Origin of the sequence: Nesterenkonia sphaerica, from assembly GCF_005771565.1 — a bacterium.
Taxonomy (GTDB): Bacteria; Actinomycetota; Actinomycetes; order Actinomycetales; family Micrococcaceae; genus Nesterenkonia; species Nesterenkonia sphaerica.
The window spans coordinates 1-25,866 of record NZ_VAWA01000022.1 but is presented as its reverse complement, the minus strand read 5'-3'; the positions used below and the strand labels follow the sequence as shown (position 1 = coordinate 25,866).

Genomic DNA, 25,866 nt, shown 5'->3' with positions numbered 1-25,866 from the left:
TTTCCCACCACGGACACGCCCCCGGTCGGGTGGAGGTGAACGCGGTTATCCTTTCTCGGCCCCGGCGTTGGCCCCTTGGGTGAAGTAGCGCTGGAACACGATGAACACGATCGCGGTCGGAATGGTCATCAGCAGCGCCGCCGCCATCGCGACCGGGTACTGATTCCCTGAACCCAACCCACCTGTGGTGAAGCCAGCCACGCCCCGGGTCAAGGTGTAGAGATTGGGGTCATTGGTCGCGATGATGAAGTGCCCCAGCTCATTCCAGGACCCCTGGAAAGACAGGATCGTCAAGGTGATCAGCGCAGGCTTCGCCATCGGAAGCACCACCGACCAGAAGGTTCGGAAAGTGCTGGCTCCATCAATGCGGGCTGCCTCTTCCACAGATTCCGGTATGGACTCGAAAAACTGCTTCATGATGAAGATCCCGGCCGCATCAATCATGATCGGCACAATCAATGCAGGGTACGTGTTGTAGATCCCCACATAGTTCAGCATCAGGAACTTCGGGATCAGCAGCACGATGCCGGGCACCGCCAGGATCGCGATCAGCCCGGTGAACAGCGCCGCCCGGCCCCGGAACTTCAGCCGCGCCAGTGCATAACCGGCAAGCGCACAGAAGAACACCCGGCCCACTGTCACGAACAGAGTGACGATAATGCTGTTGGCAAACCACGTGGGGTAGTCCGAGCCGAACAGCGTATCCCAGGCATTGGTGGTGACAGGCTCCGGCACCAGCGAGAGCGCGTTGTTGGTCGCGTCCGGATTGGTCTTGAAGGAGCTGACCAGCTGGATCACGAACGGGTACACATAGAGGATCGCGAAGAACAGCAGCACCCCGTAGAACCAATACTTCTTGGTCCGCGACCGCTTGTTCTCACCGACGGCGTGGATTGCAGGAGTCACCGAAGTGCCGTCATCTTTGATTGGTGCACTCATGAACTCTGCGCCTTTCGCTGTAGCTCGTTGACGGTCTCCCGGTGTTGGCGCCGCTGCTGCCGCCGCAGGCGCCGATCAGCCTTCTTCTGTGCCCACTCGTATTTGTCGCGCATCAGCCAACGCTGCACGGTGGTGAGAATAAAGATCAGCGCGAAGAGGATGAACGCGATTGCTGCACCCTGGCCCCAGTTCCCGTTGGTGAACGCTGCCTGATAGGACAAGTACGCAGGGGTCAGCGTGGTCTTGGCCGGCCCGCCCTGCGTCATGACATACATTTGGTCGAAGACTTGCCAGGTGCCGATGAACCCGAGGGTGACCACCAGCAGAATGGTGGGGCGCAGGTGGGGCACCGTGACGTTCATAAACCGCTGCCACTTATTCGCACCTTCCACGATCGCTGCTTCCTCCACCTCCACCGGGAGGTCCTGAAGCGCGGCCAGGAACATCAGCATGAAGGTCCCGGCGGTAGTCCAGATAACCTGCATCATGATGGCGCTCAGCGCCACGGAGGGTCCTGAGAACCACTGCCAGAAGGACATCCCCATCACCGTCGGATCAGTCATCCAACCCGGCGGATCGGCGATGCTCCAGATGCCGACGGCGTCACCGAGGATGTGAATCAGCCCGCGAGAATCCTGGAACCAGTTCGGCCCGTTGACCCCGAACCAGGCCAGCACATTATTGATGGCGCCGCTGCCGGCAAACAGGAACAGGAACAGCAGGGAGATCGCCACCGAGGAGACCACGGACGGGAAATAGAACGCCGTGCGGAAGAACGTCCGGCCTCGCAGGAACCTTCCGTTGACCAACACCGCCAGGCTCAGTGCCAGCGCAGTCTGCAGCGGGACGACGCCGATGACGTAGTAGAACGTATTACGGAACGAGATCATCAGGTCCTGGCGGGCCAGACCCGGCTCGGCCAGCAGCGCGCTGTAGTTCTCCGTGCCGACGAAGTTCACCTCAGTGGAGATCGGGCTCCCGCGTCCGCTCCAGTCGCTGAGAGAGACCCACAGCGCCATCCCGATGGGGGCGATGAGGAACAGGCCCAGCACGATGATTGCCGGGGCGACGAATAGCCAACCGGCGCCCTCCTGGCGCTGTGGGTCTCGTGATTTCACTGCTCCAGAACCGCCGATGCGTTGGTGTCGAAGCTCTCCATCATCTGCTCGATGTTGGCGCTGCGCAGGCCTTCCAGCTGCGAGTTCAGGTCAGCGACCACCTGAGTCATATCAGGGGCGTTGATAGGGCCGCGTCCGTAGTCACCACCGGCGATGAAAGCCTCGTCCTCTGGGAACGCCTCGGTGTAGTCATCGGTGGCGGATTCGCGGCTGGGCATCACGCCGAAGGCTTCAGCGAATTCCAGCTGCTGCTCGGGGGTGGTGAGGTGGTTGACCAGATCAACGGCCTCGGCCTGCGCCTCGGACTCAGAGGCCACACCCCAGCACTGGGTGAACAGCAGGGTGCCCGGCCCTTCCGGCCCTTCAGGCATTTCGACCACGGTGTAGTCGACGTCCGGGTAGTCGCTGCTCATCGCGCCGCGGATCCAGTTGCCCTCGATGGTCATCGCGGCTGCTTCGGTGCCGAAGGCTTCGCCGCCCCAGCCGGCATCGACGTCACCTGCGTGGACGAAGTGGCCTTCTTCCATGTTCTCCTGGACGTACTCCAGACCGGCGATGACTTCGTCACTGGTGCCGGTGGGCTCGGTGGCGTCCTCGTTGAGCCACCAGCCGCCGTGACCCACCACAAAGGCTCCCACGCGGTCGGTCTCGGGGGAGATGACCAGACCGGCGCTGTCGCCCTCGTCGAGGGTCGCGGCCACGTCGGAGAGCTCCTCGTAGGTGGTGGGGATGTCGTCGTCGGTGAGTCCGGCTTCTTCCCACTTCTCAGTGTTGATCTGCAGGGCCAGTGTGGAGAAGTCCTTCGGAGCGCACCACTGGGTGTCGTCATAGGTGAACGCGTCCCGGAGGGCGGGGAAGAAGTCGTCGTTGTCCTCGGCCTCATAGGCGTAGAGGTTCCCGGTGGTGGCCTGCTGCGCCACCTGGCTGGCGTCCAGGTAGAAGATGTCCGGCGGGTTGCCGCCGGCGAACCCCTGAGCCAGCTCCTGGTCCATGTCTGAGGCCACCCGGACTTCGACCTCGTTGCCGGTCTCCTCGGCCCAGGCGTCCGTGGCTGCCTCGACTGCGGCGGTCTCAGCCTCGCCGGACGTGGCGATGAGCATCACCAGGCTGGCCTCACCTTCAGCTGAGGTGGCGTCTTCGGCGTTTCCGTTGGCCTCGTCATCCTCGAAGCCGTCACCGCAGGCACTCAGGGCCAGGGTGGTGGTCAGCCCAATGGCGAACATTGCGGGGAGGTGGCGGTTCTGGATCTTCATGAGGTGCCTTTCTTCGGGGTGATCACTGTGCTGTTGTTGGCGTCGAGTGTGGGCAGAAGCAGGGTGCCCTGGGCGGCATCGGCGGAGCCGGCCAGTTGGTCGTGGACCACCGTGAGCAGGTGCTCGGCGATCTCATTCAGGGGTTGGGTCAGGGTGGTGAGCCCGTGCAGCTGGGCCACGGGGGAGCCGTCAAAGCCGGTGATGCCGATGTCTGCTCCCGGCCTCCAGCCACGCCCCAGCGCGGCCTGCTGGACTCCGAGGGCCAGCACGTCAGAGGCGCACACCACCGCATCGCCCGGGCTCAGCTCATCAAGCAGAGCCTCTGCGGCGCGCACCGCCTCCGGCAGTGATTGTGGTGCGCTGCCTGCCGGTCCGGCGGCGACGTCGTGCTCCTCCACGCCCTGTGCCCATCCTGCGCGCCGGTCATCACCGACCGCCGAGCCCGCCGGCCAGCCGAGGAACCCGACAGTGCGGTAACCCGTCTCAGCCAGGTGTGCGACTGCCATCTTCGTTCCGGCGGCCCCGTCGACGTCGGCCCAGTATCCACGGGTGGGATCGTCATAAATCCGACCGAAGGAGGCGTACGGAATCCCGGCCTCCTCCAACCACGCCGGGCGGGGGTCACCGGGGTGAGTATCGGTGAGCACGAACGCATCCACCAACCGCCGGCGCACCATGTCCTGGTAGCCGCTCAGCAGCGGGAAAGCCTCCTTGGAGGCAAACGGGACCATGTGGCAGGCGTGGCGGGTGGCCGAGAGTGTCAGTGCCGTCAGAAAGGGCAGCGCGATGTCACTGGGCTGGGCGGCGACGGCGTTGAGCTCAGTCCCAACTGCCCCGGCGCGCTGGTGCCGCAGGGTGCGTGCGGCGCTGGACGGGCGGTAATGCAGGTCCTCCACCACCTGGAGCACCTTGGAGAGCGTCTCCGGCCGGACCCGTTCCGGACTGTTGATCGCATTGCTCACCGTCTGCCGGGACACACCGGCAACCCGCGCCACATCCATGATGGTGGTCCGCGTCGCGGGGCGGGTGTTCGGCATCGTGTCACCTGACTCTTGCTCTGCTTGCGTATGTGAGTAGCATTAGATCGTTCACTTGAACGTTCATAATGTGCCGCAGAGAGTGTGACCATCCGGCTGCGCTGTGAAGCTACCCGGACCAGCCGCAGTGCCCACGATGCTGACGCGGGAGCAGCCGCGTGTGACTGGGATGACCTTGAGCTCACCGGCGACGACGCCTGGAACGACTTGGTCCGCACTAACCTCAGTGATCTGAAACATCTGCTGCAGCGGGACCCGGAGGCGCCGGAGGACATTTACGCCGCTGCCGGGACTCCCTGGTATCTCACGCTCTTCGGCCGCGACTCCGTCTGGGTGGCGCGCATGATGCTGCCGCACAGCTTGCGCCTGGCCCGGGGGACGCTGCGCACTCTGGCCCGGCGCCAGGCGAGTACCACCGATCCGGCCACCGCGGCAGAGCCGGGGAAGATCCTCCACGAGGTCCGCCGGGAGACCTACTCCCAGGACGAGTTGCAGCTGCCGGCCGTCTACTACGGCAGTGTGGACGCGACTCCGCTGTGGATCGTTCTGCTGCACGAGTCCTGGCGCGCAGGGCTGGGGCTGAGCGAGGTCAAAGAGATGCTGCCGAATCTGCTGGCCGCCCTGCAGTGGCAGGCCACCGCGGTGGAGACCTCACCCGATGGTTTTCTCCGGTATGTGGATGAGAGCGGCCACGGCTTGAGCAACCAAGGGTGGAAGGACTCCGGGGACTCCATGCGCCGGGCGGACGGGTCCATCGCACCGGTACCTATCGCGCTGGTGGAGGCCCAGGCGTACGCGGTTCAGGCCGCCCTCGGCGCAGCCGAACTCCTTGACGCTCTCGGGGAGCCCGGAGGCCAGGGGTGGCGCGAATGGGCGCAAGCACTGGCCCAACGGGTCCGGGAGAAGTTCTGGGTTGAACGTGCAGGTGAGCGCTATCTGGCGATGGGCCTCGACGGTGAAGGCCACCCGATCGACGGCGTGGGCTCCAATATGGGCCACGCACTCGGCACCGGCATGCTCACCACTGAAGAAGAGGACATGGTGGTGGAGCGGCTGATGCGCCCGGATATGCTCCGTCGCTTCGGCATCGGCACACTGTCTGCGGAGAATCCCGCCTACAACCCCACCGGGTATCACTCCGGTTCCGTCTGGGTCCACGACACCGCCATCATCCTGCGCGGTCTGGCCCAAGGCGGCTACATGGCAGAGGCTGATGAGGTCTTCGATGCCCTGGTCCGGCTCAGCGCCCGCAGTCAGCACCGCTTCCCGGAGCTGATCGCAGGTGAGCCCGTGGGGGAGGAGCCGGTGCCGTATCCGGCCGCCTGCCGCCCGCAGGCCTGGTCAGCAGCCAGCGCGGCCGTGCTGCTGCAGCACGCGGATCAGCGCGCAGCCCAACTGGAACCGTCGCGCACCTGACCTCTGATAGGTATAGACACAGGCCCCGCCGCCGGGGACGCCGACCATCAGGAGGCACTGTGCCGAAAGACACCCAGACCCCCGCACCGCTGGACGTGAAGCTCACCGGAGTCCGCGGCCCCACCGGTGCCAAGAAGACGCCGTTCGCCGGGGACCCCCGTGCCCTGTGGCGGGTCACGCAGTTCAACGCGCCATTGACTCTCACCGAAGCTCCCACACGCAAAAAGGTGGCGTTCGGAGGGAAGCGCAAGGACGCCGAGCGCTCATTGAGCGAGCGGGCGCAGCTGCTGGCTGACTTGCAGGAGCTGATGTGGGCACATGTGGTGGCCGCACCAGCGCAGGAGCAGCGCGAAGTCGTCAAAGCCATCACCGCCCGCGTCCCGCGCCGGAGCCCTCAGGAGAAGGCCAGGCGTGAGCAGCTGTTCACCCCGGAGGTGGAGGCTGCCTTGGGCCGCGTTACCCGGGGTCCGCGAGTGTTGCTGGTGCTGCAGGGGATGGACGCCGCCGGCAAGGGTGGGGTGGTCAAGCAGGTGGTCAGCTCCATGGACCCCATGGGAGTGGAGGTGACAGGCTTCGGTGCCCCCACCCCGGAGGAGAAGCGCGAGCACTACCTGGAGCGGGTGATCCGGCGTCTGCCCCGGCCAGGCCATGTGGGAGTCTTTGACCGCTCACACTATGAGGATGTGCTGGTCCCTGCGGTGACCGGGAGCCGGCCGGAGTCTGAGCTGGAGGCGCGCACCGAGGCGCTGACCCTTTTTGAGCGCGAGCTCATCCGGCACGGATTCGTCATCATCAAGGTCATGCTCCACGTCTCACCGGAAGTGCAGCTGGACCGGCTGGTCTCCCGGCTGGATCGGGAGGAGAAGCATTGGAAGTACGATCCCTCTGATGCTGACGCCAGGGCGGACTTCAACCGTTACCAAAAGGTGTACGCGCAGCTGCTGGAAGCCACCGACGCCGACCATGCGCCCTGGCACGTCATCGGCGCAGACCGGAAATGGTACTCACGGCTGGCAGTCCAGGAGCTGCTCATCGCCGCGCTCGCAGACCTCAACCTGCGCTGGCCTGCTGCGGATTACGACGTCGCCGCGGAGCGGAAACGCCTGCTGGATTCCTGAGAGCGGACTGAGCCCCTCTCAGTTCATCAACGCAATGTAGAAGTTCAAGGTGGAGGCGTACACCGTCCAGCCCAGGTAGGGCAGCAGCAGCGCTCCGGCCACCGGGGAGATCAGCCAGAAACGCCAGATGGTGGCGGCAATGGCCACCGCCAGCACCAGTATCACCACCATGGCTGCCCACAGTGCGGCAGAGCCGGCCACCGGGTACCCGCCGAAGAACAACGGCGACCAGATGCTGTTGAGCACCAGCTGCGCCACGAACAGCGCCAGTGCCGGCGTGGCATTCACAGTGTGCCGCTTCCGCCATACCAGCCACGCCGCAACACCCATGGTGATGTAAAGGACCGTCCATACGGGCCCGAACACCGCGTCCGGTGGAGTCCACGGCGCCTGGTCGGCCTCCTGATACCAGCCGTCGGTCTCATCCTGGGTGAGTAGGCTGCCTACGAATCCCACAGCCAGCGGGATCCCGACGAACAGGATGAGCGCCAGAACTTGTCTCGACGTGGAGTCCGGGGTGCGCGGCAGCGGGTCCTTCTGCGTCAATGTCCAGGTCCTCTCCGTACTTCATCAGTACCCAATGGATGTCCTCGACCTTACAGTGGGGTCATGACTTCAACAGCCTCCCAGGAGCGCAAAGCTCTGGTCAGTGCCTTACGCAGCGTGACTGCCGAAGCCCCTACCTTGTGTGAGGGGTGGTCTGCTCAAGACCTGGCCCTGCACGTTGTCGTCCGTGACTCCCGGCCGGACCTGATGGTGGGCCAGCAGCTGCCGCTGGTCGGGCCCAGGGCACGCCGTGCTCTCCAGACCCTCAGGGATGCCGGGTACGAAGCGCTCGTTGACCGTGTGGCCGCTGGCCCGCCGCGGTACTTTCCGCAGAGCTTGGAACCGGTCGACGTCGCGATGAATACCCTGGAGTACTACATTCACACCGAGGATGTCCTCCGGGCCCAGCCAGGCTTCCAGCTGAGCGAACGCAGGAGGATCTCGGAGGAGCTGCGCAAACGCATATGGCAGCACGCCTCCCTGACGTTCTTTGTGATGGCCGCGCGGAAACAGAACCGTCGCATTACCTTCTTCAGCCCCGGATACGGCGCGACGACGCGCGGCCCAGCAGCTGCCCCACTGATGATGGTCCACGGCGCACCTGAGGAACTGACGCTTTGGGCTTCCGGACGCGCGGCCCACGCAGAGGCCGACATCACCGAGGCGTGATCAGCGCGGCTCATCTAACTCATGGAGCCTCCCGTCAACGGGAGAAGCGCAAGTGATGCGGTGCTGATCACATCGGTCAGCGGTTACGCGGTCCTTCGGCCATCACTTCGCTGAGCGAGGCCAGGCCGCCGTCCATTTCCAGTGCCCAAAACTCGAAGCCGCTGATATTTGTCACCTCGAGATAGCGGGCGGCGTCGTCCAGGGAATCAAATTCGTGCAGCCCATCAATTTGGAGCGTTCCGTCTTCAGTGATTACAGCGTCGACCTGATGGTCAGGGTCCAGCGGATCCAAGAGGTCCCCGGGCAAGAGGTAGCCCTCATGGAACATCGCGCTTAGAGGCCGGTCCTCCGAAGCGGGCACTTCTAAAAGGCCCACCTCCACAGGAGGCAAGGGACCGCGATCCTGACCGAGACGGTCGAAAGCGTCCCTCGTCACTCGTGCAATGAGTTGGCGTCGGCCGGACAAGAATTCGTCATAAGACAACTCGTGCCAATCTTTGGGAAGAGCATGCCAATAAAGCTGCCTCTCGAGCCATTCGTCATCTCCACGGCGTGCAGCAACTAGCTCCGGCCAGTAATCAGTGGGGGGACGACCTGAGATTTTTTGATTCGTATCCCAATCCGTAGGTGCAAAGTTAGCCGCTTGGTTGATGCGCTTGTTATCAGATAGACCGAGTACTGACTCGAGATAGTGACGAGGAAAAAGGTGGTGGCCTTCAGTGCCTTTTCGGGCTGGGAGTGCGGGATCCATCCACTCGCGAACCTTCATCCGAAGCATGAACATATCGGCATCGAGAATATTAAGAGCTGCAAGGAAGCATTGATAGATTGGGGAGAGCTTGTAGCTCGATGAGATCAACAACTGAGGAGCGTTGAATTCCCAGAAATCATTGGTGAGTGTGATGTCAATTGTCCTATTGACTAACGTCGTGAACCCAGCTGGATCCTTGCCATCGATCTCGGCAATCATGTCGAGATCTTTTTGAATCTGGGACTCGCTAGATCCCGTATAGCGACCCGTCAGTTGTGACATAAAGAACCAGCGTGCGATCAGCGTCCGCAACTGCGAAAGATCTACTTCATGGCGTGTCCGGCCCAAGAGAAAAATGACGTAGCTTGCTACCACGTTCATGTTAGAAGTGATGCCGGCATGCGAGCGAAACCCAGCCGTCTGAATTGAACGTATGAACTCAGTCCAGTGAAGCGGATTGGTCACTATAGGTAGAGCATGCCGAAGCTTATCGAGTTCACGTTCCTGTTTTGAGCTGTCCACTTGCCCAGTCGATCGGTCCTTGGCCTGAAGATTCGCATAGGCGTCAATGAGTTTTGCGCGGTTCTGACCGACCGCGACAAGTGCGCGTACTATGTGTCCGGTTTCAACTGCCATGTATGGGTTTTTGGGCGTCCAGTCGATTCGTTCACCAGCGATCTCGGAAGCTCGCTCCGGCGTCATCCTCGATGAATGGGCAAAATATTCGATCTGCTCACGGCCTTCGGGCCAGAAAACACTAAGCCAAGTGAGGATATAGTCATATGCCTTAAGGTTCACGCCCTCAGAGTTGATCCGTACGAATATGTCCGCGACCAGCCGTTTCTCGATATCCTGCTGGATATGCACGACATCGAACTGGTACTTATTTAAGTCTCCCAGCCGCGCAAAGATGCCGCTGATTCTCCGTCTATCTTCCCGTGTGACCTCTCGTCCCGACTCTTCCAGCCTTTCAACGTAATCTTCCTGGGCGTCGTAGGGAGAGTCGAACACAGTGGCGATATCACTGATCCACTCGGGCGAGCGGGTCGTCGCGGGCGTTGCGACCTCGAATCGCTCAGTGTCCGGTTGGAATGCGATTCTGATCGACTTCAATTGATAGCGCTCATCCTGGACCGGATGGCCCTTGATGGCTGCGTAAAGGCTGGTCAATCGCTGCTGCCCATCGACTATCTGATGGGCAGCAGCCACCCGCGACTCACCAGAAATTGACCGGGTAGAGTCTTCCTCCGCGACGTCCCAGAACATGAGGGTCCCCACGGGGTAGCCGCGGTACATCGAATCAAATAGATCGCGGACCTTGGTGGTGGGCCATACGAATGGTCTCTGCAAGTCGGGCAAACTGATGCTGCCTCGTTCTACAGCAGCAACGAGTTGCTCTACCTGCCAGGGTGTGGTCTTGAAGATGGACGCCATATCAACTCCGATCGACTCGAAAAAGTAATGAACCCGCAAATGAAGCAACCATGTCACCGTCAAACCAAATTCTATCTTTTCCAGGCTTTCCGTAGTGAACCTCACGGTGATCAAACACAACGTTTGGTCGGTTCGGAATGAGGATCGTACTCTCGAGGTGCAAGTTGTTAGAGATTGGCTACTCTCAGTCGGGCCTGAGCAGCGAATTCGCGCCGGCTTTGCCGAAAGCCAGCTACGCCCAGAACGTTCAGAGTTGACCGATGACCTTGATGTCGTATGCCGTGACCAGCACGGCCGTGGCTGAGCCTCCGATGGCGGTGTCATACGTCAACGCACCCTCGACCTCGACGAGCATCCTGACGTGATCGCCCTGCACCACGTCTGAAAAAACACCCTCGCGGCCGGCGATCACCATAGTATTGACCTCGTAGTCAATCCACCGGTACTTCTGAGTCGGGCTGGTCTCGACACGAATGGTGAAGTTTCCTGTAGCGGCGTCTGCTTGGGTCACGTATCCGTACAGTCTGTATTTTTCTCCCTTGTGGGAGTCTGGGTCCCGTTCTACCAGTGCCCAGTCCCGTTCCGAAGGTGATTCGTAATTCGCCGGGTCCATCTGTGCGGCTTCTTCTTGGGCTTGCCGTTCTTCCTCTTCCCGCGCCTTCTCGGCCTCTTCACGTTCCTTCTCCGCCTGCACCCAGTCCTCATGGCTGGCCGAAACCTCGTCACGAATCTTCGCGACTTCGTCCGCTGCCACGACGAGCTCAGAGGTCAAGGTCTCGAACGACTCCCCGCTAGTTTCGTCAGGTGCCTTTTCGATGGTTTCTTTCCAGGTGTCAATATTGTCGGCCAGCTCGTCATGAAGCTCGGCGTCCAGCACTTTGTCCGACGTGGATTCCAGCAACTCTTCTGCCTCGGCCAGCTCGCTTTGTGCCTCTGATACTTGCGTCTCATATTGAGAACGATGCTCAAGCGCTGTGTGCAGGGAGGAAGTAATTTCATCTACGCCGCCAATGCTCTCGGAGATGGCCGCTATGCGGTCCTCGACTCCAAAGCTGATTGAACCCGGTGCATCCTCCGCTAAGAGCTCTTCGACGTTCTCAAGATGAGATTCCAGGTCAGTCAAAGTTTCCGGTTCTAGCGTGTCCGCTTCTTGGAGCAATTCTGCGGCGGAAGTGTGGACGGCTACGAGGTCAGCTCGGGCGTTCTTGAAATTCTTCAACTTCTCACTATTGGACGCAGCCAACGCCACTAAGCCAGTGCCGATGCCGAGAACCAGGATAATGCCAAGGGCGAATGCGGTGATGATCAGGCGACGGCGCCTCCCCCCGGGTTTATTCTCGTTTTCACGTGCGACCGGGTCCGAGGTTTCGCCTGGTGCAGTGTGTTCTGACGGCACATTTTTCACGGGGCTACCACCCATCAGAAGGCTTTGTAAGGCTCGCCTTAACGTGGCAACCAGAATACGCCATGGGTGACGTATATCACAGGGTCAGGTGCCAAGCTTCTTGGCCTCTGCGTGTTCAGACAATTCGCGAGGTTTTCGGAGTGATTCTCCACTTCAGCCTACCGCCGGGTACGGATCTAAGGAGCGCCCGGGCTCGCCCGTGCGGGTGAATTAGGCGTCTGTCGGTTTCACCGTCCGCCAGGTCGGGTGGCGGAGGCGGTGGTCGCGGGTGATGCCGGAGTGCTTGACCTCGGCGTGGATCTTGGGGGTGACCCAGGTGGCGTCGCTGGCGTCCTCCCGGGGGACGTCGTGGACCGGGGGAGTCTTGCGGGTGATCGTCTCCAGCTGCTGACGGATCTCCGTCAGTTCAGCGTCGCTGAAGCCGGTACCGACCCGGCCTGCGTAAGTGAGCTCGCCGTCGTCGTCCTCTATTGCAAGAAGCAGGGAGCCGAATGTCTTGGCGCGGCCGCTCTTACCTTGGCGCCAGCCGATGATGACGACGTCGGCGTGGTTGTCATGTTTGATCTTGATCCACTCATCGGATCGCTTCCCCGCCCGGTACGTGCTCTTGGCACGCTTGGCCAGGATCCCCTCCAGCTTCAGCTCCTCACTGATCTCTACGGCGTGGTCCAACTCGTCACCCAGATCCTCCGGGACCTGCACCTGCTTGCCGGAGGCGACAAGCTCCCGCAGAATTTCGCGACGTTCCGTATAGGGACGGTCGGTGAGGTCACCGTGTTCGGCGGTGTGGAGTACATCGAAGACCATGTAGTGGACCGGGATGCGCTCGGCCGCACGGTCGATCTCACGCTTCTTGGTGAGCCGACCCCGGCGCTGCAGCAGACCGAAATCGGGCCGGTGGGAAGAGTTCAGCGCTACCACCTCTCCGTCGAGCACTGTGCCGGGCGGGGCGAGGTCGGCGAGTTCAGCCAACTCCGGGAAGACCGTGGTGTAGTCCTTACCGTTGCGGCTGCGCAGCTCCACCGCCCCCGGGGTGTCCTCTTCGTTGGGGTGGTGGACTGCGGAGAGGATCCGGTAGCCGTCCCACTTGGCTTCGAAGATCCAGTCTTCGCCGCGCAAGTCTTTCGCCGCGCCCATCGTGGCGAGCATGGGGGAGGGCAGCGGGTCCGGCAGCGAAACGGGCTCGTCCTTCGCCGTGCGGGAGTAAGGTGTTGTCTTGGAGTCGGCCTTGCCCTGGGTTGGTGACTTCTTGGCGGGGGACTTCCGCGCTGCCGACTGCTTCGGCTGGTCTTTCATCAGCCGGATGAGCCAGTTCTTGCCTTTCTCATCGGTCTGCACCAGGGCGTAGCGCCGCGGTACGCCGCCCAGGCCGCCCTCGGGCTGACCGTGGAGGACGAAGACCACTTTCTTCTTCTCCCACTTTTCGATCTCCACGGTGCCCGAATCCCAGATGAAGACCTCACCACCGCCGTATTCGTTCTTGGGGATAGTGCCTTCGAACTCGGCGTACTCGATGGGATGATCCTCAGTCTGCACCGCCAGGCCCTGCCCGCCGACCTCCAGCGGCGGGCCCTTCGGCACCGCCCAGGAGACCAGCACGCCGTCGCGCTCCAGCCGAGTGTCATAGTGCAGCGCGGTGGCGTGATGTTCCTGAATCACGAAGATCGGGTTGCCCTCACGGGCGGCAGGGGAGTCTTCAGGCACGGGCTCAGGGGTCTTGGCGGCGTCGCGCATAGACCGGTACTTGGTCAGCGCATCCTCAATGTCCTTGGTCTTCTGCTGTGTCTTCTTCGGCGCCGGCTCCGCCACCGCGGGTGAGTCGGCCTCCCCGGGGTCGGTGTAGCGCCCGAAGTCTGCCAGGGGGTCAGTTCCCTCGGCGACGCGTTCCAGCACTTCCTGGAAGGTCAACTGTCCCAGGTCTGGGTCTTTCAGCTCCTCCCAGGTCCGCGGGGCGGCCACCCAGGGTTGGGGCCGGCCGCGCAGCGAATACGGTGCCACGGTGGTCTTGTTGGCGTTGTTCTGCGACCAGTCAATGAAGACTTTGCCTTTGCGGGCGGTCTTCTTCATCTGGCTGACGACTTCCTTGGGGTGGTCTGCTTCCAGTGACCTCGCCAGCTCCTTGGCCACCTCTGAGACCTGGTCCGAGGTGTAGGAGCCATCCAGTGCGGCATAGAGGTGGATGCCCTTGGACCCGGAGGTCACCGGCACACTGGGCAGGCCGATGTCATCGAGGACTTCCCGGCACCAGCGGGCTACCTGCGCACAGTCGGTGACATCGGTGCCCGCCCCCGGGTCCAGATCCAGCACCAGGCGGTCCGGGTTCCGCCGCTCCGCCACGGGAGGTTCACCCTCCTGATCCTGGGGGATGAAGGGGGCGACGCTGGCATCGAACCTCCATTGCGGCACGTGCAGTTCCAGTGCGGCCACCTGCCCGAACCAGGCCAACACTGCTTCATCCTCCGCCAGGGGGTAGATGTTGACGTGATCGGAGTGCTGCATGCCCAACCGCGGGACCCAGGCGGGCGCGGAGTCCTCCAGATTCTTCCGGAAGAACGCATCCTTGGGATCGTCGGTGGTGCCCGGGCCGTCCGGCCAGCGTTTGCGGGTCACTGCGCGGCGGCGAATATGAGGCAGCATCACCGGGGCGATGGTCTGGAAGTACTCGATGACCTCAGCCTTGGTGGTTACGGCCTCCGGGTAGAGGACCTTCTCCAGATTAGTCAGCTTCAGCTTCCTGCCCGCCACGGTCACCGTCTGCTGCTTCGATCCCATGGTCCTATTCTGGTGTCAGGCGCCTTAGTGTTGGCTGGACCCACCCGGCGGTCGGGCTTGTACAGTGAAGGTCCAGACACGTGACGGGGGGCCACATGAGCCGGCAGATCATCCTGACCGAGGAGTTCGCCCAGGCCTTGAAACTGCTCCACGGTGGGCAGAACCTCTTCCTCACCGGCAAGGCCGGCACTGGTAAGTCCACGCTGATCCGGCGATTCATGGCCGAGACTGACCGCAACGTCATCGTCACCGCCCCCACCGGGATTGCCGCGCTGAATGTGGAGGGCTACACCATCCACCGGCTGTTCAGCCTCCATCCCAGCACTACCCTCGCCGACATCCGCCACGGCCGGTACTACCCGGGGCGGTTCGCGGAGACTCTGCGCACTCTACAGACGCTCATCATTGACGAAGCCTCCATGGTGCGGGCGGATCTGTTCGATCAGCTCGTGGCAGCCTTGGAGCGGTTCGGGCCGCGTCCAGGCCGCGCGTATGGGGGAGTGCAGCTGGTGCTGGTGGGGGACCTGCTGCAGCTACCCCCTGTGGTGCCGGAGTACGAACAGCAGGTCTTTGAGACCACCTACTCCACGCCTTACTTCTTTTCAGCCGCGCAGTACCGCGAGCAGGACGTCCCCACTGTGGCGCTGACCCACGTGTTCAGGCAGCAGGGTGATCCGCGGCTGACCTCCCTGCTCAACGCTGCCCGCGAAGGTGTGCTGCTCCATTCCGCCCGGGAGGAGCTCAACACTCGGGTGGACCCCGAATTCGAGCCGCCCGAGGGCGAGTTCTGGCTGACCCTGGCCACCACCAACCGGATCGCTCATGCCCGCAACCGGCAACGGCTGGACAAGCTCGACGCCGCCGAGCACCGCAGTATTGCCCAGCTGACCGGGGAGACCGAGGGTTTCGAACCCCCCACGGCCAGCGAGCTCGTTTTCAAGGTCGGCGCGCAGGTGATGTTGCTGAACAACGACCCTGCAGACCGATGGGTCAACGGCACTCTAGGCCAGATCAGCCGGGTCGGGACCACCGCTGACGGTGAGGTCAGTGTGCAGGTTCAGCTGCGTGACGGTCAGACGGTGACGGTGACTCCGCACCGGTGGGAGATCACCCAGCCGCTGCCTGATGGGGAGGGGGTCTCTCACCGAGTGGTCGGCTCCTTCACCCAGCTGCCGTTCAAGCTTGCCTGGGCCATCACCATCCATAAATCCCAAGGCCAGACCCTCGACCGGCTGGTGGTGGACTTACGCGGTGGGACCTTCGCGCCGGGGCAGCTCTATGTTGCACTGAGCCGGGCCACGTCTCTGGAGGGACTGGTGCTCTCCCGTCCGGTACTGCCCAAAGACATGAAGACCGACCGCCGGATCCTGAAGTTCCTGCGCCGCACCACCGCCCCGGACGCCGAGCACCGGTACTGCGCAGTGGAGGTGCTGACGGTGGGGAATGAGGGGACCCGCGATCGGCCCCGGCCGGTGGAGATCGCGGTGGCCTTTGAGGACGGCACAGCCATCAGCACACTGGTGAACCCGCAGCGGGACCTGGCCGATGCGCGCGCGGCCTACGGGATCTCTGCCGCGGATGTGCTCCTGGCGCCCTCACTGGCTGAGGCGTGGAGCCTGATCAGCCACGCGGTGGCCGGGTGCACGCCTGTGGGGGCGGGGATCGAGCGCACCCTGGGGTTGATCGACTTTGAGCTCAAACGTTTGGGGCAGGTGGTTCCCATGGCGTTCGGCATGGAGGTCGCCGGCGCGGGCACCCGGGGGCACAAATCAGCGCTCGACGCCGCCCGGGCCGCGTTGGCCAGCTTTGACCCGCACCCTGCCCCGACTTCCTCGGCTGCCCCATTCGAGGAACCCGACACCGAGCAGGACGGAATCGGGTATCTCCTCACTAGGGATGCGGGGACACCGACGCCGTCCTTCGACCACCTGCCCGGGCTGGCTGCCCTGTTGGAGATCTCACGTGACGTCGGGGCGATGCTGCAGGGTGACGCCGCCGGTGCGGACTGTCCGGACAGCGCAGACGCACGGCAGGGTGAGAACGAGTGGCATCAAGCCGCCCGGCCGCTGCTGGCGGATCAGCTTCGCACTGCTGTGGAGCGGGTCCCGGTCCCGGCGGAGCTTGCCCAGCGGATCCGTGAGGTGGAACAGCTCCTGGGTGAGCCGATACTCCCGGAGTCGGACGGGGATGAAGCTGAGCTCCTGTTAGATAAGGTCCTGGCCTCCGGGGCCCGGGTCTGCTTCACCGGAACCACCATCGGTCCGGACGGACGCGAGTGGTCCCGGGAGGATATGCATGCCCTGGCTGAGCAACGCGGTCTCGCGCCGGTGAAGAACGTCTCGAAGACGCGCTGCGATGTGCTGGTCGTAGCCGAATTCGGCACCCAGTCCCGCAAAGCCCAAAACGCCCAACAGTGGGGCAAACCGGTCATCGAAGCCACCGACTTCTTCGCCTGGGCGGGGTTGAATTGACGCGTTGCCCCGCCGTCAGCTGGGGTGTCCGGCGTCGCTGCTGGTGAGGAATCCGCGCAGGACATTGGTGAAGACTTGGGCCTGTTCGGCATGGACCCAGTGTCCGGCGTCGTTGATGGTGGTCAGGGTGGTGCGTGGGAAGAGCCGGCGCATGGCGGGAGCGTACTTGTCCTGGATGTAGTCCGACTTCTCCCCGCGGATCCACAGAACCGGACCCTCATAGGTGGAATCAGTCAAGTCAGGAAAGCCCCCGATGATCGGCAGAGAGTCACGCAGCAGCTTCAGGTTGACCTTCCAAGTGAAGCCATCACTGGACCGCACTAGGCTCTGCAGAAGAAAGCCGCGCACCATCTTCTCCGGGATGGCGTCCTGTAGGAGCGCGTTCGCCTCACTCCGGGACGTCAGGTTCTCGATGTCCAGTGCTGCCAGGCTGTCCAGCAGGTGCTCAAACTCCTGCATCGACTCCCGTGCCACCGGTGAAATGTCCGCCACCACCAGACGGCTGACCAGTTCCGGGTGACGCAGCGCCAGGACCATCGCCACTTTTCCACCCATGGAATGCCCCAACAGGTTGATGGGGCCCTCGCTAGCTACAGTGCGCCGCAGGTGGTCCGCCACAATGTCCGCCTGGTCGATGTAATCGAAGTCCTCAGTCCAGTCTGAGGCCCCGTGGTTGGGCAGGTCCACCAGCACGGACTGAAATTCTGGGACCAGGCCTTTAGCGATCTGGGTGAAGTTCTTCCCCTGCCCGAACAACCCAGGCAGAAAGGCGACGATTTCCCCGGCCTCGCCAATGGTCTGCGTATTGATCCTCAGTGTGTCCTGGGGCATGAGGCCTCTTCCTGTTCGGCGGCGAGCACTAGCACCTGACAGGATACGCACCCGGAAGCGCTTGGCGCGGTAAGCCATCAGGGTTTTGCCAAGGCCCTGATGGTTAGATACCACTCTGACCGCAACCCAGAGCAACCGCGAGGACAGGTGATCGGCCAATGCGCGCCATATGGACCGGAGAAGTGAGCTTCGGACTGGTGTCCGTGCCGGTGAAGCTCTACTCAGCGACCAAGAGCCATGATGTCAGCCTTCATCAAGTTCATGACGCCGACGGCGGCCGCATCCGCTATCAACGCCGCTGCGAAGTCTGTGACAAGACCGTTGACTACAAGAACATCGACCGCGCCTACGACGACGGCGAAAAGTCTGTCATCATCACCAAGGACGAGCTCAGCGACCTGCCGGCTGATGAGTCCAAGGAGATCTCTGTCGAACAGTTCGTTCCCGCCGATCAGATCGACTCGATGGTGATGGATAAGTCCTACTACCTGGAGCCTGTCGGGAAGAACGCCAAAGCCTATGTGCTGCTGCGGCGCACCCTCGACGCCGCTGACCGTTCCGCAGTGGTGACCTTCACCTTGCGGTCCAAGACCAGACTAGGTGTGCTACGGGTCCGCGGCGACGTGATCGTCCTGCAGGGCATGCGGTGGGCAGATGAGATGCGCGAGCCTGAATTCGACATTCCAGCATCCAAGGTCTCGAAGAAGGAGCAGGAGATGGCCTCCTCCCTGGTGGAGTCTTATAGCGAAGACTTTGACCCCGAAAGGTTCACCGATGAGTACCAGGAACAGTTGCAGACTCTGATCGACGAGAAGCTCGAATCCGGTGAGGAGATCGACACTGAGGCGACCTTCGGCGACGTCGACGACGAGGACGAGGGTGACGGCAACGTGGTTGACCTCATGGAGGCGCTGAAGAAGTCGGTCGACGACCGCCGGAAGAAGTCCACGAAGAAGTCAGGCGAGAGCAAGAAATCTGCCTGAGCGGGTTGGCTGTGCAGGTGGTGGGTGAGTGATTAGGCAGGTGCGATGCCGCGCGGGTGGTGCTCCCACACTGCCTCGGCATCACGCAAGCGTCCCGCCCCCTGGCGCACTGCGTACAGCGCCAGTATTCCGACCACCGTTGCCGGGTTGTGCAACCGTCCACCGAGGGCCGCTTCAACTGCCTCGGCCAGCTCCACCCAGGCGAAGCCCAGTTCGGCTTCTTCAGCTTCCCGCGCATGACGTTCAGCCGCAGGCACGTCACTGAGACCCTCCGCCAGGTAGACCCGAATGGCCTCATTCTGCCCACCGGGTGTGGTGAAGAAGTCGGCCAGCACATGCCAATTGGCCGCAGTCAAGTCTGCCTCTTCGGCCAATTCTCGCTGCGCAGCTGTGAGCATTGGCTCGCCCGGGAGATCCAGCAGCCCTGCCGGAACCTCCCACAGATTCATGCGCACCGGGTGCCGGTACTGGTTGATCAGCAAGATCCGGTCGGCCGCGTCGACAGCGACCACGGCGACCGCACCGGGATGAGTGACGAAGACACGGGTGAGTTCGTCACCCAACTCGCCAAAGTTGAAGCGTTCCTCTGCCACGTTGAACACCGGGGTGCTCAGCAGAACCCCCGAAGTGGTGATCGGGTACTCAGCTGCGGAATCGCGCAGGTTCATTTACTCAGCCTACGGCCAATTACAGTCCGACGACGCCCCCACGCCGATGGCGTCCAGTAACCTCTCAGCGCAAGTTCTGTGACTGGGGAGCGTCATTAAATACGTTGTGTCACTGAAGGATGTACATCCACCGCCGAGCCATTGACGGAGTTGAGCTGCCATGCCGGGTCCAGTCACCGCCAGCAGCGCACTGTCCCTGCTCGGCGCCACGGCTGTGGGTGGCTCACTTGTCGCCTGTTCCGCGGAGGAGCCGGAGATCGACACAGTGGACCCTAACGATCTGGACCCTGAGATTCTGGAGCCGGAAGAGGCGCGCGGTGGTGATCCGCAACGCCAGGGGAGAGGCGTGTGCGATCTGCTCAGTGGGGACGAGATTGAGTCAGTCCTCACTGACCCGGTGGCTGAAGGTCAAGCCATCGGTGAACTCGGCGAAGTTGAAGCGTGCCAATGGCCACACCGCCAGCATGACAAGAGCCAGGACGTCCAAGTGCTCAGGATCAGAGACGGCGAGATCCCGGGCGAAGAACTATTTGCCAGCATCGCCCACGGGGAGGCCACCCAGGTGCCGGGCGGGGAGGAGGCGGCGTTCAACGAAAACACACAGAGCCTCTGGGTCCGCTCACAGGAGACCGTACTGCAGCTGCAGCTGTCCGGATTCGACGCCGAAGAGGAGGCGTTCGTCGAACTGGCTGAAGTGATGGTCGAAAACCACTGAACCGGAACCCTCTGGGCCGGAGGCATGACATAAGGTGTGTGGCAGAGGCACCAAACACCGCATAGGGAGCATGAATGATCCGCATTGTGCTGGTCCGGCACGGAGAAACCGAGTGGAACAAGGCCCACCGACTGCAAGGCCGATCCGATATTCCACTGGCCGAATCCGGGACGCTGCAGGCGCAGATCACCGGAGGCTTCGTCCGCGCGCAGACCCCGCAACAGGGGTATGTCTCGTCATTGCTGCGCACTCAGCAGACCTTCACCCAGTTCGGACTGGACCTGCAGCCGAGTATCCGCCCGGACCTCGCGGAGCAGGATCTGGGCGAATGGGAGGGCGGTTACGCCGCAGAGATCAGAAGCCGGTTCCCTGAACAGTTTGAAGCGTGGCGTGCTGGAACCTTCACTCCGGCCGGGGGCGAGTCCTATCAGCAGTTGGTGACCCGGATGCGGGGAGCATTCTTTGACATGGTGCGCCGTACCGCAGACATCAGTCCCAGCGCCTCCGCTGATCTGAGCTTCGACGTTCGCACCGCAGTGGCGGTCTCCCACGGGGCTGCGCTGCGCGTGCTGTTCGAGGGCCTACAGCTCATTGATCGCCACCAGTTCATTCCACTGACCCCTGCCGCTGTCAGTGTGATCGACATCCCCCTGCACCGGGGTCCGGTCTCCTCCTCGCTTCCGGGAGGGGGATTGCAGGATGGGCACGATCTTGATGCTGAGTCGGCGCTGATCCGCAGCCTGACCGATGAGCAGATTACTGAGCTGTGCCGCCTGCGGCTGATCAATCTTTCACCGGAGCTGCTGAACCCGGCGTCAACCGACACTGTCGCCATCGGATGAGCTCCGTGACCTCTGACTCACAGGAACCCACGCCACGTTGGCGCGAGCGCATCCTCGGTGGTGGGGTGGAGCCAGATCCGCGCTTCACCCTGGCCAATGAACGCACCTTCCTCTCCTGGATCCGGACCTCACTGGCTCTACTGGCCGGCGGAGTGGCAGTCGAGGCGCTGACTCAACAGATCTTTGAGCCCCAGGTGCGCACACTGCTCGCAGTAGTGCTGCTGGTGCTCGGGGCCCTGCTCGGCGCTGGGGCGTTCACCCGGTGGTTGCGGATCGAACGCAGCCTCCGGAACCACCGGCCGCTGCCGCTGCCGCTGATCGCCCCGCTGCTGGGGGTAGGAGCAGCGGTCATCACCGTGGTGCTCATCATCACCCTGGTGCAGGGCTAGCACGTGGCGGCGGCAGCGCTGACGCATCAGGACCCGGGGCTGCAGCCGGAGCGGACCCTGCTGTCCTGGACCCGTACCTCCCTGCTGCTGTTGGTGGTGGCCGGTTTCATGCTCCGCTGGGCGCCCTATCATGGGGCCGCAGTGCTCGGACTGTTCTGCGCAGCGGCGGTGGTCTCAGCCGGGGCGTCAGTGAGCCAGCGGCGTCGTCTGGGCAAAGCGGTCCGCGGCATCACCCGGGAGAGTTATCCGCCTGCTATCGGGACTGTGGCCGCGCTGGCGCTCGCGGTGGTGGTCCTGACAGCGGCAGCACTGGTGATGCTCGCAGTCACGTGAGCGAGGCCTGGGAGGTGCCGCGGCGACGTCGTGATCGCTTTTCTACCCTGCGGCGCGGTAAGTTAGACCACCGTGGCACTGACTATTGGCATCGTGGGACTCCCCAATGTGGGCAAGTCGACCCTCTTCAACGCACTGACCAGGCAGACCATTCTGGCCGCGAACTATCCGTTTGCGACGATTGAGCCGAACGTAGGGGTGGTGAACCTCCCGGATGAGCGGCTCGACACCCTGGCGGAGATCTTCGGTTCGGCCAAGATTCTTCCGGCGACGGTCTCCTTTGTGGACATTGCCGGCATCGTCAAAGGCGCGTCCGAGGGGGAGGGGCTGGGGAACCAGTTCCTGGCCAATATTCGCGAGGCCCATGCCATCGCTCAGGTGGTGCGTGTGTTTGAGGATGAGAACGTGGTGCACGTTGACGGCAAGGTCGACCCCACCAGCGATATGGAGACCATCAACACCGAGCTGATCCTGGCGGATATGCAGACTTTGGAGAACGCCATCCCGAAGCTGGAGAAGCAGGTCTCGGGGAAGAAGGCTGACAAGGCTACCTTGGAGGCCTACCTGGAGGCACAGAAAGTGCTCGAGGACGGCCGGACGGTGTTTGCAGAGGCGACGTCCCTGGATATGGAGCAGCTGCGCGGGCTGAACCTGCTCACCGCCAAGCCGCAGATCTTTGTGTTCAATGCCGATGACAGCGTCCTGGGCTCGGCGGAGAAACAGGCCGAGCTCGCTGAGCTGGTGGCTCCGGCTGAAGCCGTGTTCCTGGATGCGAAGCTGGAGGCGGACTTGGTGGAGCTCTCCGCTGAAGAGGCCCGGGAGATGCTGGAGATGAACGGGCAGGATGAGTCCGGCTTAGACCAGTTGGCGCGGGTGGGTTTCCGCACCCTGGGGCTGCAGACGTACCTGACCGCCGGGCCTAAGGAGTCCCGAGCGTGGACGATCAATAAGGGTGCCACCGCTCCGGAGGCAGCTGGTGTGATCCACACTGACTTCCAGCGCGGATTCATCAAGGCCGAGATCGTCAGCTTCGAGGATCTGGTGTCAGCTGGCTCCATGAACGATGCCAAAGCTGCTGGCAAAGTCCGGCTGGAAGGCAAGGACTATGTCATGAAAGACGGCGACGTANCGAGTTCAAAAGCGGACTAACCTCTGGGAGGCGCTGACTGCCTACGCAGAATTGGGCAGGATGTTGTGGTGGGTCTGCCTAACGTTCGTGTCGGTGTTCAGGATTTTTTTTGGAAGAGAAATAGAGGCAGGGTCTCAGGCTGCGCATACGCCTGTCTGTGGAAGATTGAGGTCACGGGCTGAGGCGTCTTGGCCCGCTAGGTGCGCAGCAATCGAACGCACCTGCTCATATCCGGTGGCCATCAGAAAGGTGGGCGCTGTTCCATAGGACTTCATGCCGGTAATGAACAGGTCAAGTTCTGGATGGGCTAGGACGTCGGCGCCGTGGGCGGGCACGGTCCCGCAGGAATGTAGGGCTGGGTCGATCAGTGGTGCCAGCTCTCGCGGGGCACCGAGTACTGGGTCCAGGTCTAGTTTCAGCTCGGCCAGTGCTGTGTGGTGAGGTCTGAAGCCTGTCGCGGAGACCAGCCAGGTGACGGTGAATTCTCGTCCGTCGGTGAATGTGACGGTCAGTGACTGGTCTGTTGCACCAAGGTTCTCGACGGTTGCTGCCGTGAGCAGGTTGATCTGTCCGGTGTCGACCCGTTGCCTGAGCTGCTGGCCCAGTGCCCCTCGTTGGGGCAGCTGGTCTGCCGGTCCTCCTCCGTAGCTGCGCTCGGGGTCCTGTCCGCCGATCGCCCACCAGATCTCGGTGGCGGGCTCCTTCTGCTGGAGGGCTGTGAGGCTCAGGAGGGTGTTGATCGCGCTGTGCCCGGAGCCCACGACCATGATGCGCTGGCCCTTAAGTCGCTCTTTGTCGGTGCCAAGCACATCCGGCAGCGCGCCGAGTATGCGCTCCTGTACTGCTGGGTTCTGCTCTCCTGGGGCTGGTTGGCCGGATTGGCCGAGTCTATTGGGCTGGCCCCAAGTGCCCGAGGCGTCGATCACCGCACGAGCCGTCACCTTATCCGGACTCTTGCGACCTTCAGTGCGGAGCAGGAATCCTCCGGCTTCCAGTCCTTCATGGTTGCGGCTGACCTGGATGACTTTCGTGCCAAAGCGGATGCGTTGGCGTAGTTCAGGGGTGGCAGCCAGGGGGCGGAGGTAGCTTTCGACAAGTTCTGCACCGGTTGGCAGTGCTGTGGGGCGGGGAGAACTCCAGCCGGACTGTTCGAGGAGACGGCGAGCCGCACTGTCGATGTTGTATTGCCATGGCGAGAAGAGTCTGATGTGGCCCCATTGACTGACGGCCGCCCCGGCGGCATCTCCGGCTTCAAGGACCAGGGGCTCCAGGCCGTGCTCTAAGAGGTGTGAGGCTGCAGCTAGTCCGACAGGGCCGGCCCCTATGACCGCGACTGGGAGTTGTTGCGTGTTCATCAGGTCTCCTTATGAATGTTAGGGCTGCTGGTCAGTCGGTGGTCTTCGCGGCTGCGGTATCCAGGCCCAGTGTCTGCATCAGTTCCTCGACCCGGGCTTTGATCTGGTCGCGTATGGGCCGCACATCGGGGAGTTCTTTGCCGGCGGGGTCCTCCAACGGCCAGTCCTCGTAGCGTTTGCCCGGGTAGTAGGGGCAGTCGTCTCCGCAGCCCATGGTGACCACCACATCCGACTCCTGGAGCATGTCGGCGGAGAGCTCGTTGGTGGTCCGTCCCGAGATATCGATGCCGACCTCGGCCATGGCCTCCACGGCCACCGGGTTGATCTCCTCGGCAGGCTGGGTTCCCCCGGAGTACACCTGGACCCGGTCGCCGCCGAGTTCACGGAGGAAGCCTGCGGCCATCTGGGAGCGTCCGGCGTTGTGCACACAGACGAAGGTGACAGTAGGCAAATGCTGGGATGGGTCGGTGAGAGGGGTCATTGCTGCTCCTTAGATATTGAGTACGCGTTACGCGTCAGAGTTAATGAACCAGTCGCGGGTTTTTTCACCCAACCAGCGGGCGGGTAGATTCCTACTCGTTTGAAAGGTTGGATCCCGTGTCAGAACAGCAGAAATCATCCGCCTCGACTGGGGGTAAGCGTACCCGGCTGGGGCCGTCGGAGAAGTATGAGATCTATGTCAACGTGCTCTCTGGTCAGGCCACTCAGCGTGAGGCCGCTGAACGGTTCCAGGTGGATCGTTCTGTAGTGGTCCACGCCTGTCGGGTCGCCAAACAGGGCGCTCTGGACGCTTTGGCGGCTTCGGTGCCGGTCCGTCGGGCAACGACGAAGAGTGCGGAGCAGCGTCAGCTGGAAGAGGCCCAGGCAGAGATTGAACGGCTCCGGGCCACCGTGACGGAGCAGGCTGTGGAGCTGTATCTGCATCCGGGAAAATCGCGTTGGGGCTAAACGCCGGCCTGGTCCCGCCGCGAGCAGACGCGATCGTCAAGGCTGGGCTGCTGGAACTTATCGACTACGCCGACCGTGAGGGCGATTGGTCTCTGCGTCGGGCCGCGGCGGTGCTGGGTCTGGATCATGTGCGGGTGATCCGCTGGCAGCACCGGGCCCAGGCTGGTCGGCTTGATGATGCCCCGCCCGGGCCGGATGAGGCGGCCCACGCGCTGCTGGCCGCTGAGCGGGAAGCGATCCTGCAGATCGCAGAAGGCTGGGCTGAGATTGACCGGTCGCACCGAAAGCTGGCCCACCGTGGCTCCCGGCTTCAGGCCTTCTACGCTTCCGAGTCCACCGTGCTGCGGGTCCTACGGGAAGCTGGCCTGCGACTTCCCGGACCCGCAGCCCGGGAACCGCTGGAGCCCCGCGCTTGGCCCGAATGGGCTGAACTGGTGCCAGGGGTGATCATGATCTATGACTTCACCCATTTCACCCGCGCACACCGCTGCGTGGTCGCGGTGATCGACGTGATCTCCAAATATTGGCTAGCGACTGTGGTCTCGGCTGAGGAGTCCTCCACCCAGGTCGAGGTCGCCTTCACCCGCGCGCTGGTCGCTGAGGGCAAAGAGCACCTGCTCGATGCCGACCTGCTCCAGGAGCTGGCTACCGGGACTGTGCCAGATAATGATGAGCGGATCCCAGTACTGCTGGCGATCTCTGAACCGTACTGGGTTTGGTTCCGTCCTTGACGTGTCCTGGGTT

The 25,866-nt window shown here is 62.8% G+C and carries 24 protein-coding genes; 12 read left to right on the top strand and 12 right to left on the bottom strand.

From position 1 onward, the window contains the following. Positions 1 to 45: 45 nt before the first annotated feature. From FEF27_RS11910 to FEF27_RS11895, 4 genes are read right to left on the bottom strand one after another with little or no spacing between them, the layout of a single operon-like run. Entirely contained in the window at positions 46 to 939 is an 894-nt protein-coding gene (locus tag FEF27_RS11910) for a carbohydrate ABC transporter permease (RefSeq protein ID WP_138171113.1), read from the bottom strand. Continuing rightward, positions 936 to 2,057 carry a carbohydrate ABC transporter permease gene (locus FEF27_RS11905; protein WP_243729220.1) on the bottom strand — a complete coding sequence of 374 codons (1,122 nt, stop codon included), beginning with the start codon at positions 2,055 to 2,057 and terminating at the stop codon, positions 936 to 938. The genes FEF27_RS11910 and FEF27_RS11905 overlap by 4 nt, the downstream gene beginning before the upstream one ends. Next, the gene (locus tag FEF27_RS11900) at positions 2,054 to 3,310 is read right to left on the bottom strand and encodes a sugar ABC transporter substrate-binding protein (protein ID WP_138171112.1); all 1,257 of its coding nucleotides are present in this window, start codon (positions 3,308 to 3,310) and stop codon (positions 2,054 to 2,056) included. Before FEF27_RS11900 ends, FEF27_RS11905 begins: the two co-directional genes overlap by 4 nt. Continuing rightward, complete coding sequence (locus FEF27_RS11895) at positions 3,307 to 4,347, bottom strand: LacI family DNA-binding transcriptional regulator (protein ID WP_138171111.1); 1,041 nt, start codon at positions 4,345 to 4,347, stop codon at positions 3,307 to 3,309. Before FEF27_RS11895 ends, FEF27_RS11900 begins: the two co-directional genes overlap by 4 nt. An 84-nt stretch (positions 4,348 to 4,431) precedes the next feature. Here FEF27_RS11895 and FEF27_RS11890 point away from each other — a divergent pair, with 84 nt between their 5' ends. Further along, positions 4,432 to 5,763, top strand: a complete 1,332-nt coding sequence (locus FEF27_RS11890; RefSeq protein ID WP_138171110.1) for an amylo-alpha-1,6-glucosidase — start codon at positions 4,432 to 4,434, stop codon at positions 5,761 to 5,763. Positions 5,764 to 5,822: 59 nt separating this feature from the next. Then, a complete protein-coding gene (locus FEF27_RS11885) occupies positions 5,823 to 6,881 on the top strand; it encodes a PPK2 family polyphosphate kinase (RefSeq protein ID WP_138171109.1) in 1,059 nt (352 codons plus the stop codon). Positions 6,882 to 6,899: 18 nt separating this feature from the next. Here FEF27_RS11885 and FEF27_RS11880 read toward each other — a convergent pair whose 3' ends face one another. Continuing rightward, the gene (locus tag FEF27_RS11880) at positions 6,900 to 7,427 is read right to left on the bottom strand and encodes a TspO/MBR family protein (RefSeq protein ID WP_138171108.1); all 528 of its coding nucleotides are present in this window, start codon (positions 7,425 to 7,427) and stop codon (positions 6,900 to 6,902) included. Between the two features lie 63 nt (positions 7,428 to 7,490). Between FEF27_RS11880 and FEF27_RS11875 the strand changes: the two genes are divergently transcribed. Continuing rightward, positions 7,491 to 8,096 carry a TIGR03085 family metal-binding protein gene (locus tag FEF27_RS11875; RefSeq protein ID WP_138171107.1) on the top strand — a complete coding sequence of 202 codons (606 nt, stop codon included), beginning with the start codon at positions 7,491 to 7,493 and terminating at the stop codon, positions 8,094 to 8,096. A 76-nt stretch (positions 8,097 to 8,172) separates the two neighbouring features. Here FEF27_RS11875 and FEF27_RS11870 read toward each other — a convergent pair whose 3' ends face one another. The 3 genes from FEF27_RS11870 to FEF27_RS11860 all read right to left on the bottom strand — a co-directional run bounded on the left by FEF27_RS11870 (position 8,173) and on the right by FEF27_RS11860 (position 14,458). After that, entirely contained in the window at positions 8,173 to 10,281 is a 2,109-nt protein-coding gene (locus tag FEF27_RS11870; protein WP_138171115.1) for a GmrSD restriction endonuclease domain-containing protein, read from the bottom strand. A gap of 247 nt (positions 10,282 to 10,528) precedes the next feature. Beyond that, positions 10,529 to 11,686: a hypothetical protein gene (locus tag FEF27_RS11865; protein ID WP_138171106.1), complete on the bottom strand. Its 1,158-nt coding sequence runs from the start codon at positions 11,684 to 11,686 to the stop codon at positions 10,529 to 10,531. Positions 11,687 to 11,896: 210 nt separating this feature from the next. After that, on the bottom strand, positions 11,897 to 14,458 hold the full coding sequence (locus tag FEF27_RS11860) for an ATP-dependent DNA ligase (protein ID WP_138171105.1): 2,562 nt from the start codon (positions 14,456 to 14,458) through the stop codon (positions 11,897 to 11,899). A gap of 95 nt (positions 14,459 to 14,553) precedes the next feature. On the opposite strand from FEF27_RS11860, the gene FEF27_RS11855 reads away from it, so the two are divergent. Next, the gene (locus FEF27_RS11855; RefSeq protein ID WP_138171104.1) at positions 14,554 to 16,929 is read left to right on the top strand and encodes an AAA family ATPase; all 2,376 of its coding nucleotides are present in this window, start codon (positions 14,554 to 14,556) and stop codon (positions 16,927 to 16,929) included. 15 nt (positions 16,930 to 16,944) lie between these two features. Here FEF27_RS11855 and FEF27_RS11850 read toward each other — a convergent pair whose 3' ends face one another. Beyond that, the gene (locus tag FEF27_RS11850) at positions 16,945 to 17,760 is read right to left on the bottom strand and encodes an alpha/beta fold hydrolase (protein WP_138171103.1); all 816 of its coding nucleotides are present in this window, start codon (positions 17,758 to 17,760) and stop codon (positions 16,945 to 16,947) included. 158 nt (positions 17,761 to 17,918) lie between these two features. Between FEF27_RS11850 and ku the strand changes: the two genes are divergently transcribed. After that, a complete protein-coding gene (ku, locus tag FEF27_RS11845; protein WP_138171102.1) occupies positions 17,919 to 18,743 on the top strand; it encodes a non-homologous end joining protein Ku in 825 nt (274 codons plus the stop codon). A 32-nt stretch (positions 18,744 to 18,775) separates the two neighbouring features. Here ku and FEF27_RS11840 read toward each other — a convergent pair whose 3' ends face one another. Beyond that, the gene (locus FEF27_RS11840; RefSeq protein WP_138171101.1) at positions 18,776 to 19,411 is read right to left on the bottom strand and encodes an NUDIX domain-containing protein; all 636 of its coding nucleotides are present in this window, start codon (positions 19,409 to 19,411) and stop codon (positions 18,776 to 18,778) included. A 160-nt stretch (positions 19,412 to 19,571) separates the two neighbouring features. Here FEF27_RS11840 and FEF27_RS11835 point away from each other — a divergent pair, with 160 nt between their 5' ends. The 5 genes from FEF27_RS11835 (at position 19,572) to ychF (ending at position 22,839) form a co-directional block, all read left to right on the top strand. Continuing rightward, positions 19,572 to 20,126: a hypothetical protein gene (locus tag FEF27_RS11835; protein WP_138171100.1), complete on the top strand. Its 555-nt coding sequence runs from the start codon at positions 19,572 to 19,574 to the stop codon at positions 20,124 to 20,126. 74 nt (positions 20,127 to 20,200) lie between these two features. Next, positions 20,201 to 20,968, top strand: coding sequence for a histidine phosphatase family protein (locus tag FEF27_RS11830; RefSeq protein ID WP_138171099.1), 768 nt, complete (start codon positions 20,201 to 20,203; stop codon positions 20,966 to 20,968). Next, on the top strand, positions 20,965 to 21,357 hold the full coding sequence (locus FEF27_RS11825; protein WP_138171098.1) for a YidH family protein: 393 nt from the start codon (positions 20,965 to 20,967) through the stop codon (positions 21,355 to 21,357). The genes FEF27_RS11830 and FEF27_RS11825 overlap by 4 nt, the downstream gene beginning before the upstream one ends. 3 nt (positions 21,358 to 21,360) lie before the next feature. Further along, the gene (locus tag FEF27_RS11820; RefSeq protein WP_138171097.1) at positions 21,361 to 21,690 is read left to right on the top strand and encodes a DUF202 domain-containing protein; all 330 of its coding nucleotides are present in this window, start codon (positions 21,361 to 21,363) and stop codon (positions 21,688 to 21,690) included. 72 nt (positions 21,691 to 21,762) lie between these two features. After that, positions 21,763 to 22,839 (top strand): redox-regulated ATPase YchF, encoded by a 1,077-nt coding sequence (gene ychF, locus FEF27_RS11815; protein ID WP_138171096.1) that lies wholly within the window; start codon positions 21,763 to 21,765, stop codon positions 22,837 to 22,839. A gap of 114 nt (positions 22,840 to 22,953) precedes the next feature. Here ychF and FEF27_RS11810 read toward each other — a convergent pair whose 3' ends face one another. Further along, positions 22,954 to 24,174: an FAD-dependent oxidoreductase gene (locus FEF27_RS11810; RefSeq protein ID WP_138171095.1), complete on the bottom strand. Its 1,221-nt coding sequence runs from the start codon at positions 24,172 to 24,174 to the stop codon at positions 22,954 to 22,956. A gap of 31 nt (positions 24,175 to 24,205) precedes the next feature. Continuing rightward, the gene (locus FEF27_RS11805; RefSeq protein WP_138171094.1) at positions 24,206 to 24,655 is read right to left on the bottom strand and encodes an arsenate reductase ArsC; all 450 of its coding nucleotides are present in this window, start codon (positions 24,653 to 24,655) and stop codon (positions 24,206 to 24,208) included. A gap of 116 nt (positions 24,656 to 24,771) precedes the next feature. Here FEF27_RS11805 and FEF27_RS11800 point away from each other — a divergent pair, with 116 nt between their 5' ends. Both FEF27_RS11800 and FEF27_RS11795 read left to right on the top strand, forming a co-directional pair. Continuing rightward, positions 24,772 to 25,122, top strand: coding sequence for a hypothetical protein (locus FEF27_RS11800; RefSeq protein ID WP_208009843.1), 351 nt, complete (start codon positions 24,772 to 24,774; stop codon positions 25,120 to 25,122). Next, on the top strand, positions 25,113 to 25,853 hold the full coding sequence (locus tag FEF27_RS11795) for a hypothetical protein (RefSeq protein WP_138171093.1): 741 nt from the start codon (positions 25,113 to 25,115) through the stop codon (positions 25,851 to 25,853). The genes FEF27_RS11800 and FEF27_RS11795 overlap by 10 nt, the downstream gene beginning before the upstream one ends. Positions 25,854 to 25,866: the final 13 nt, after the last annotated feature.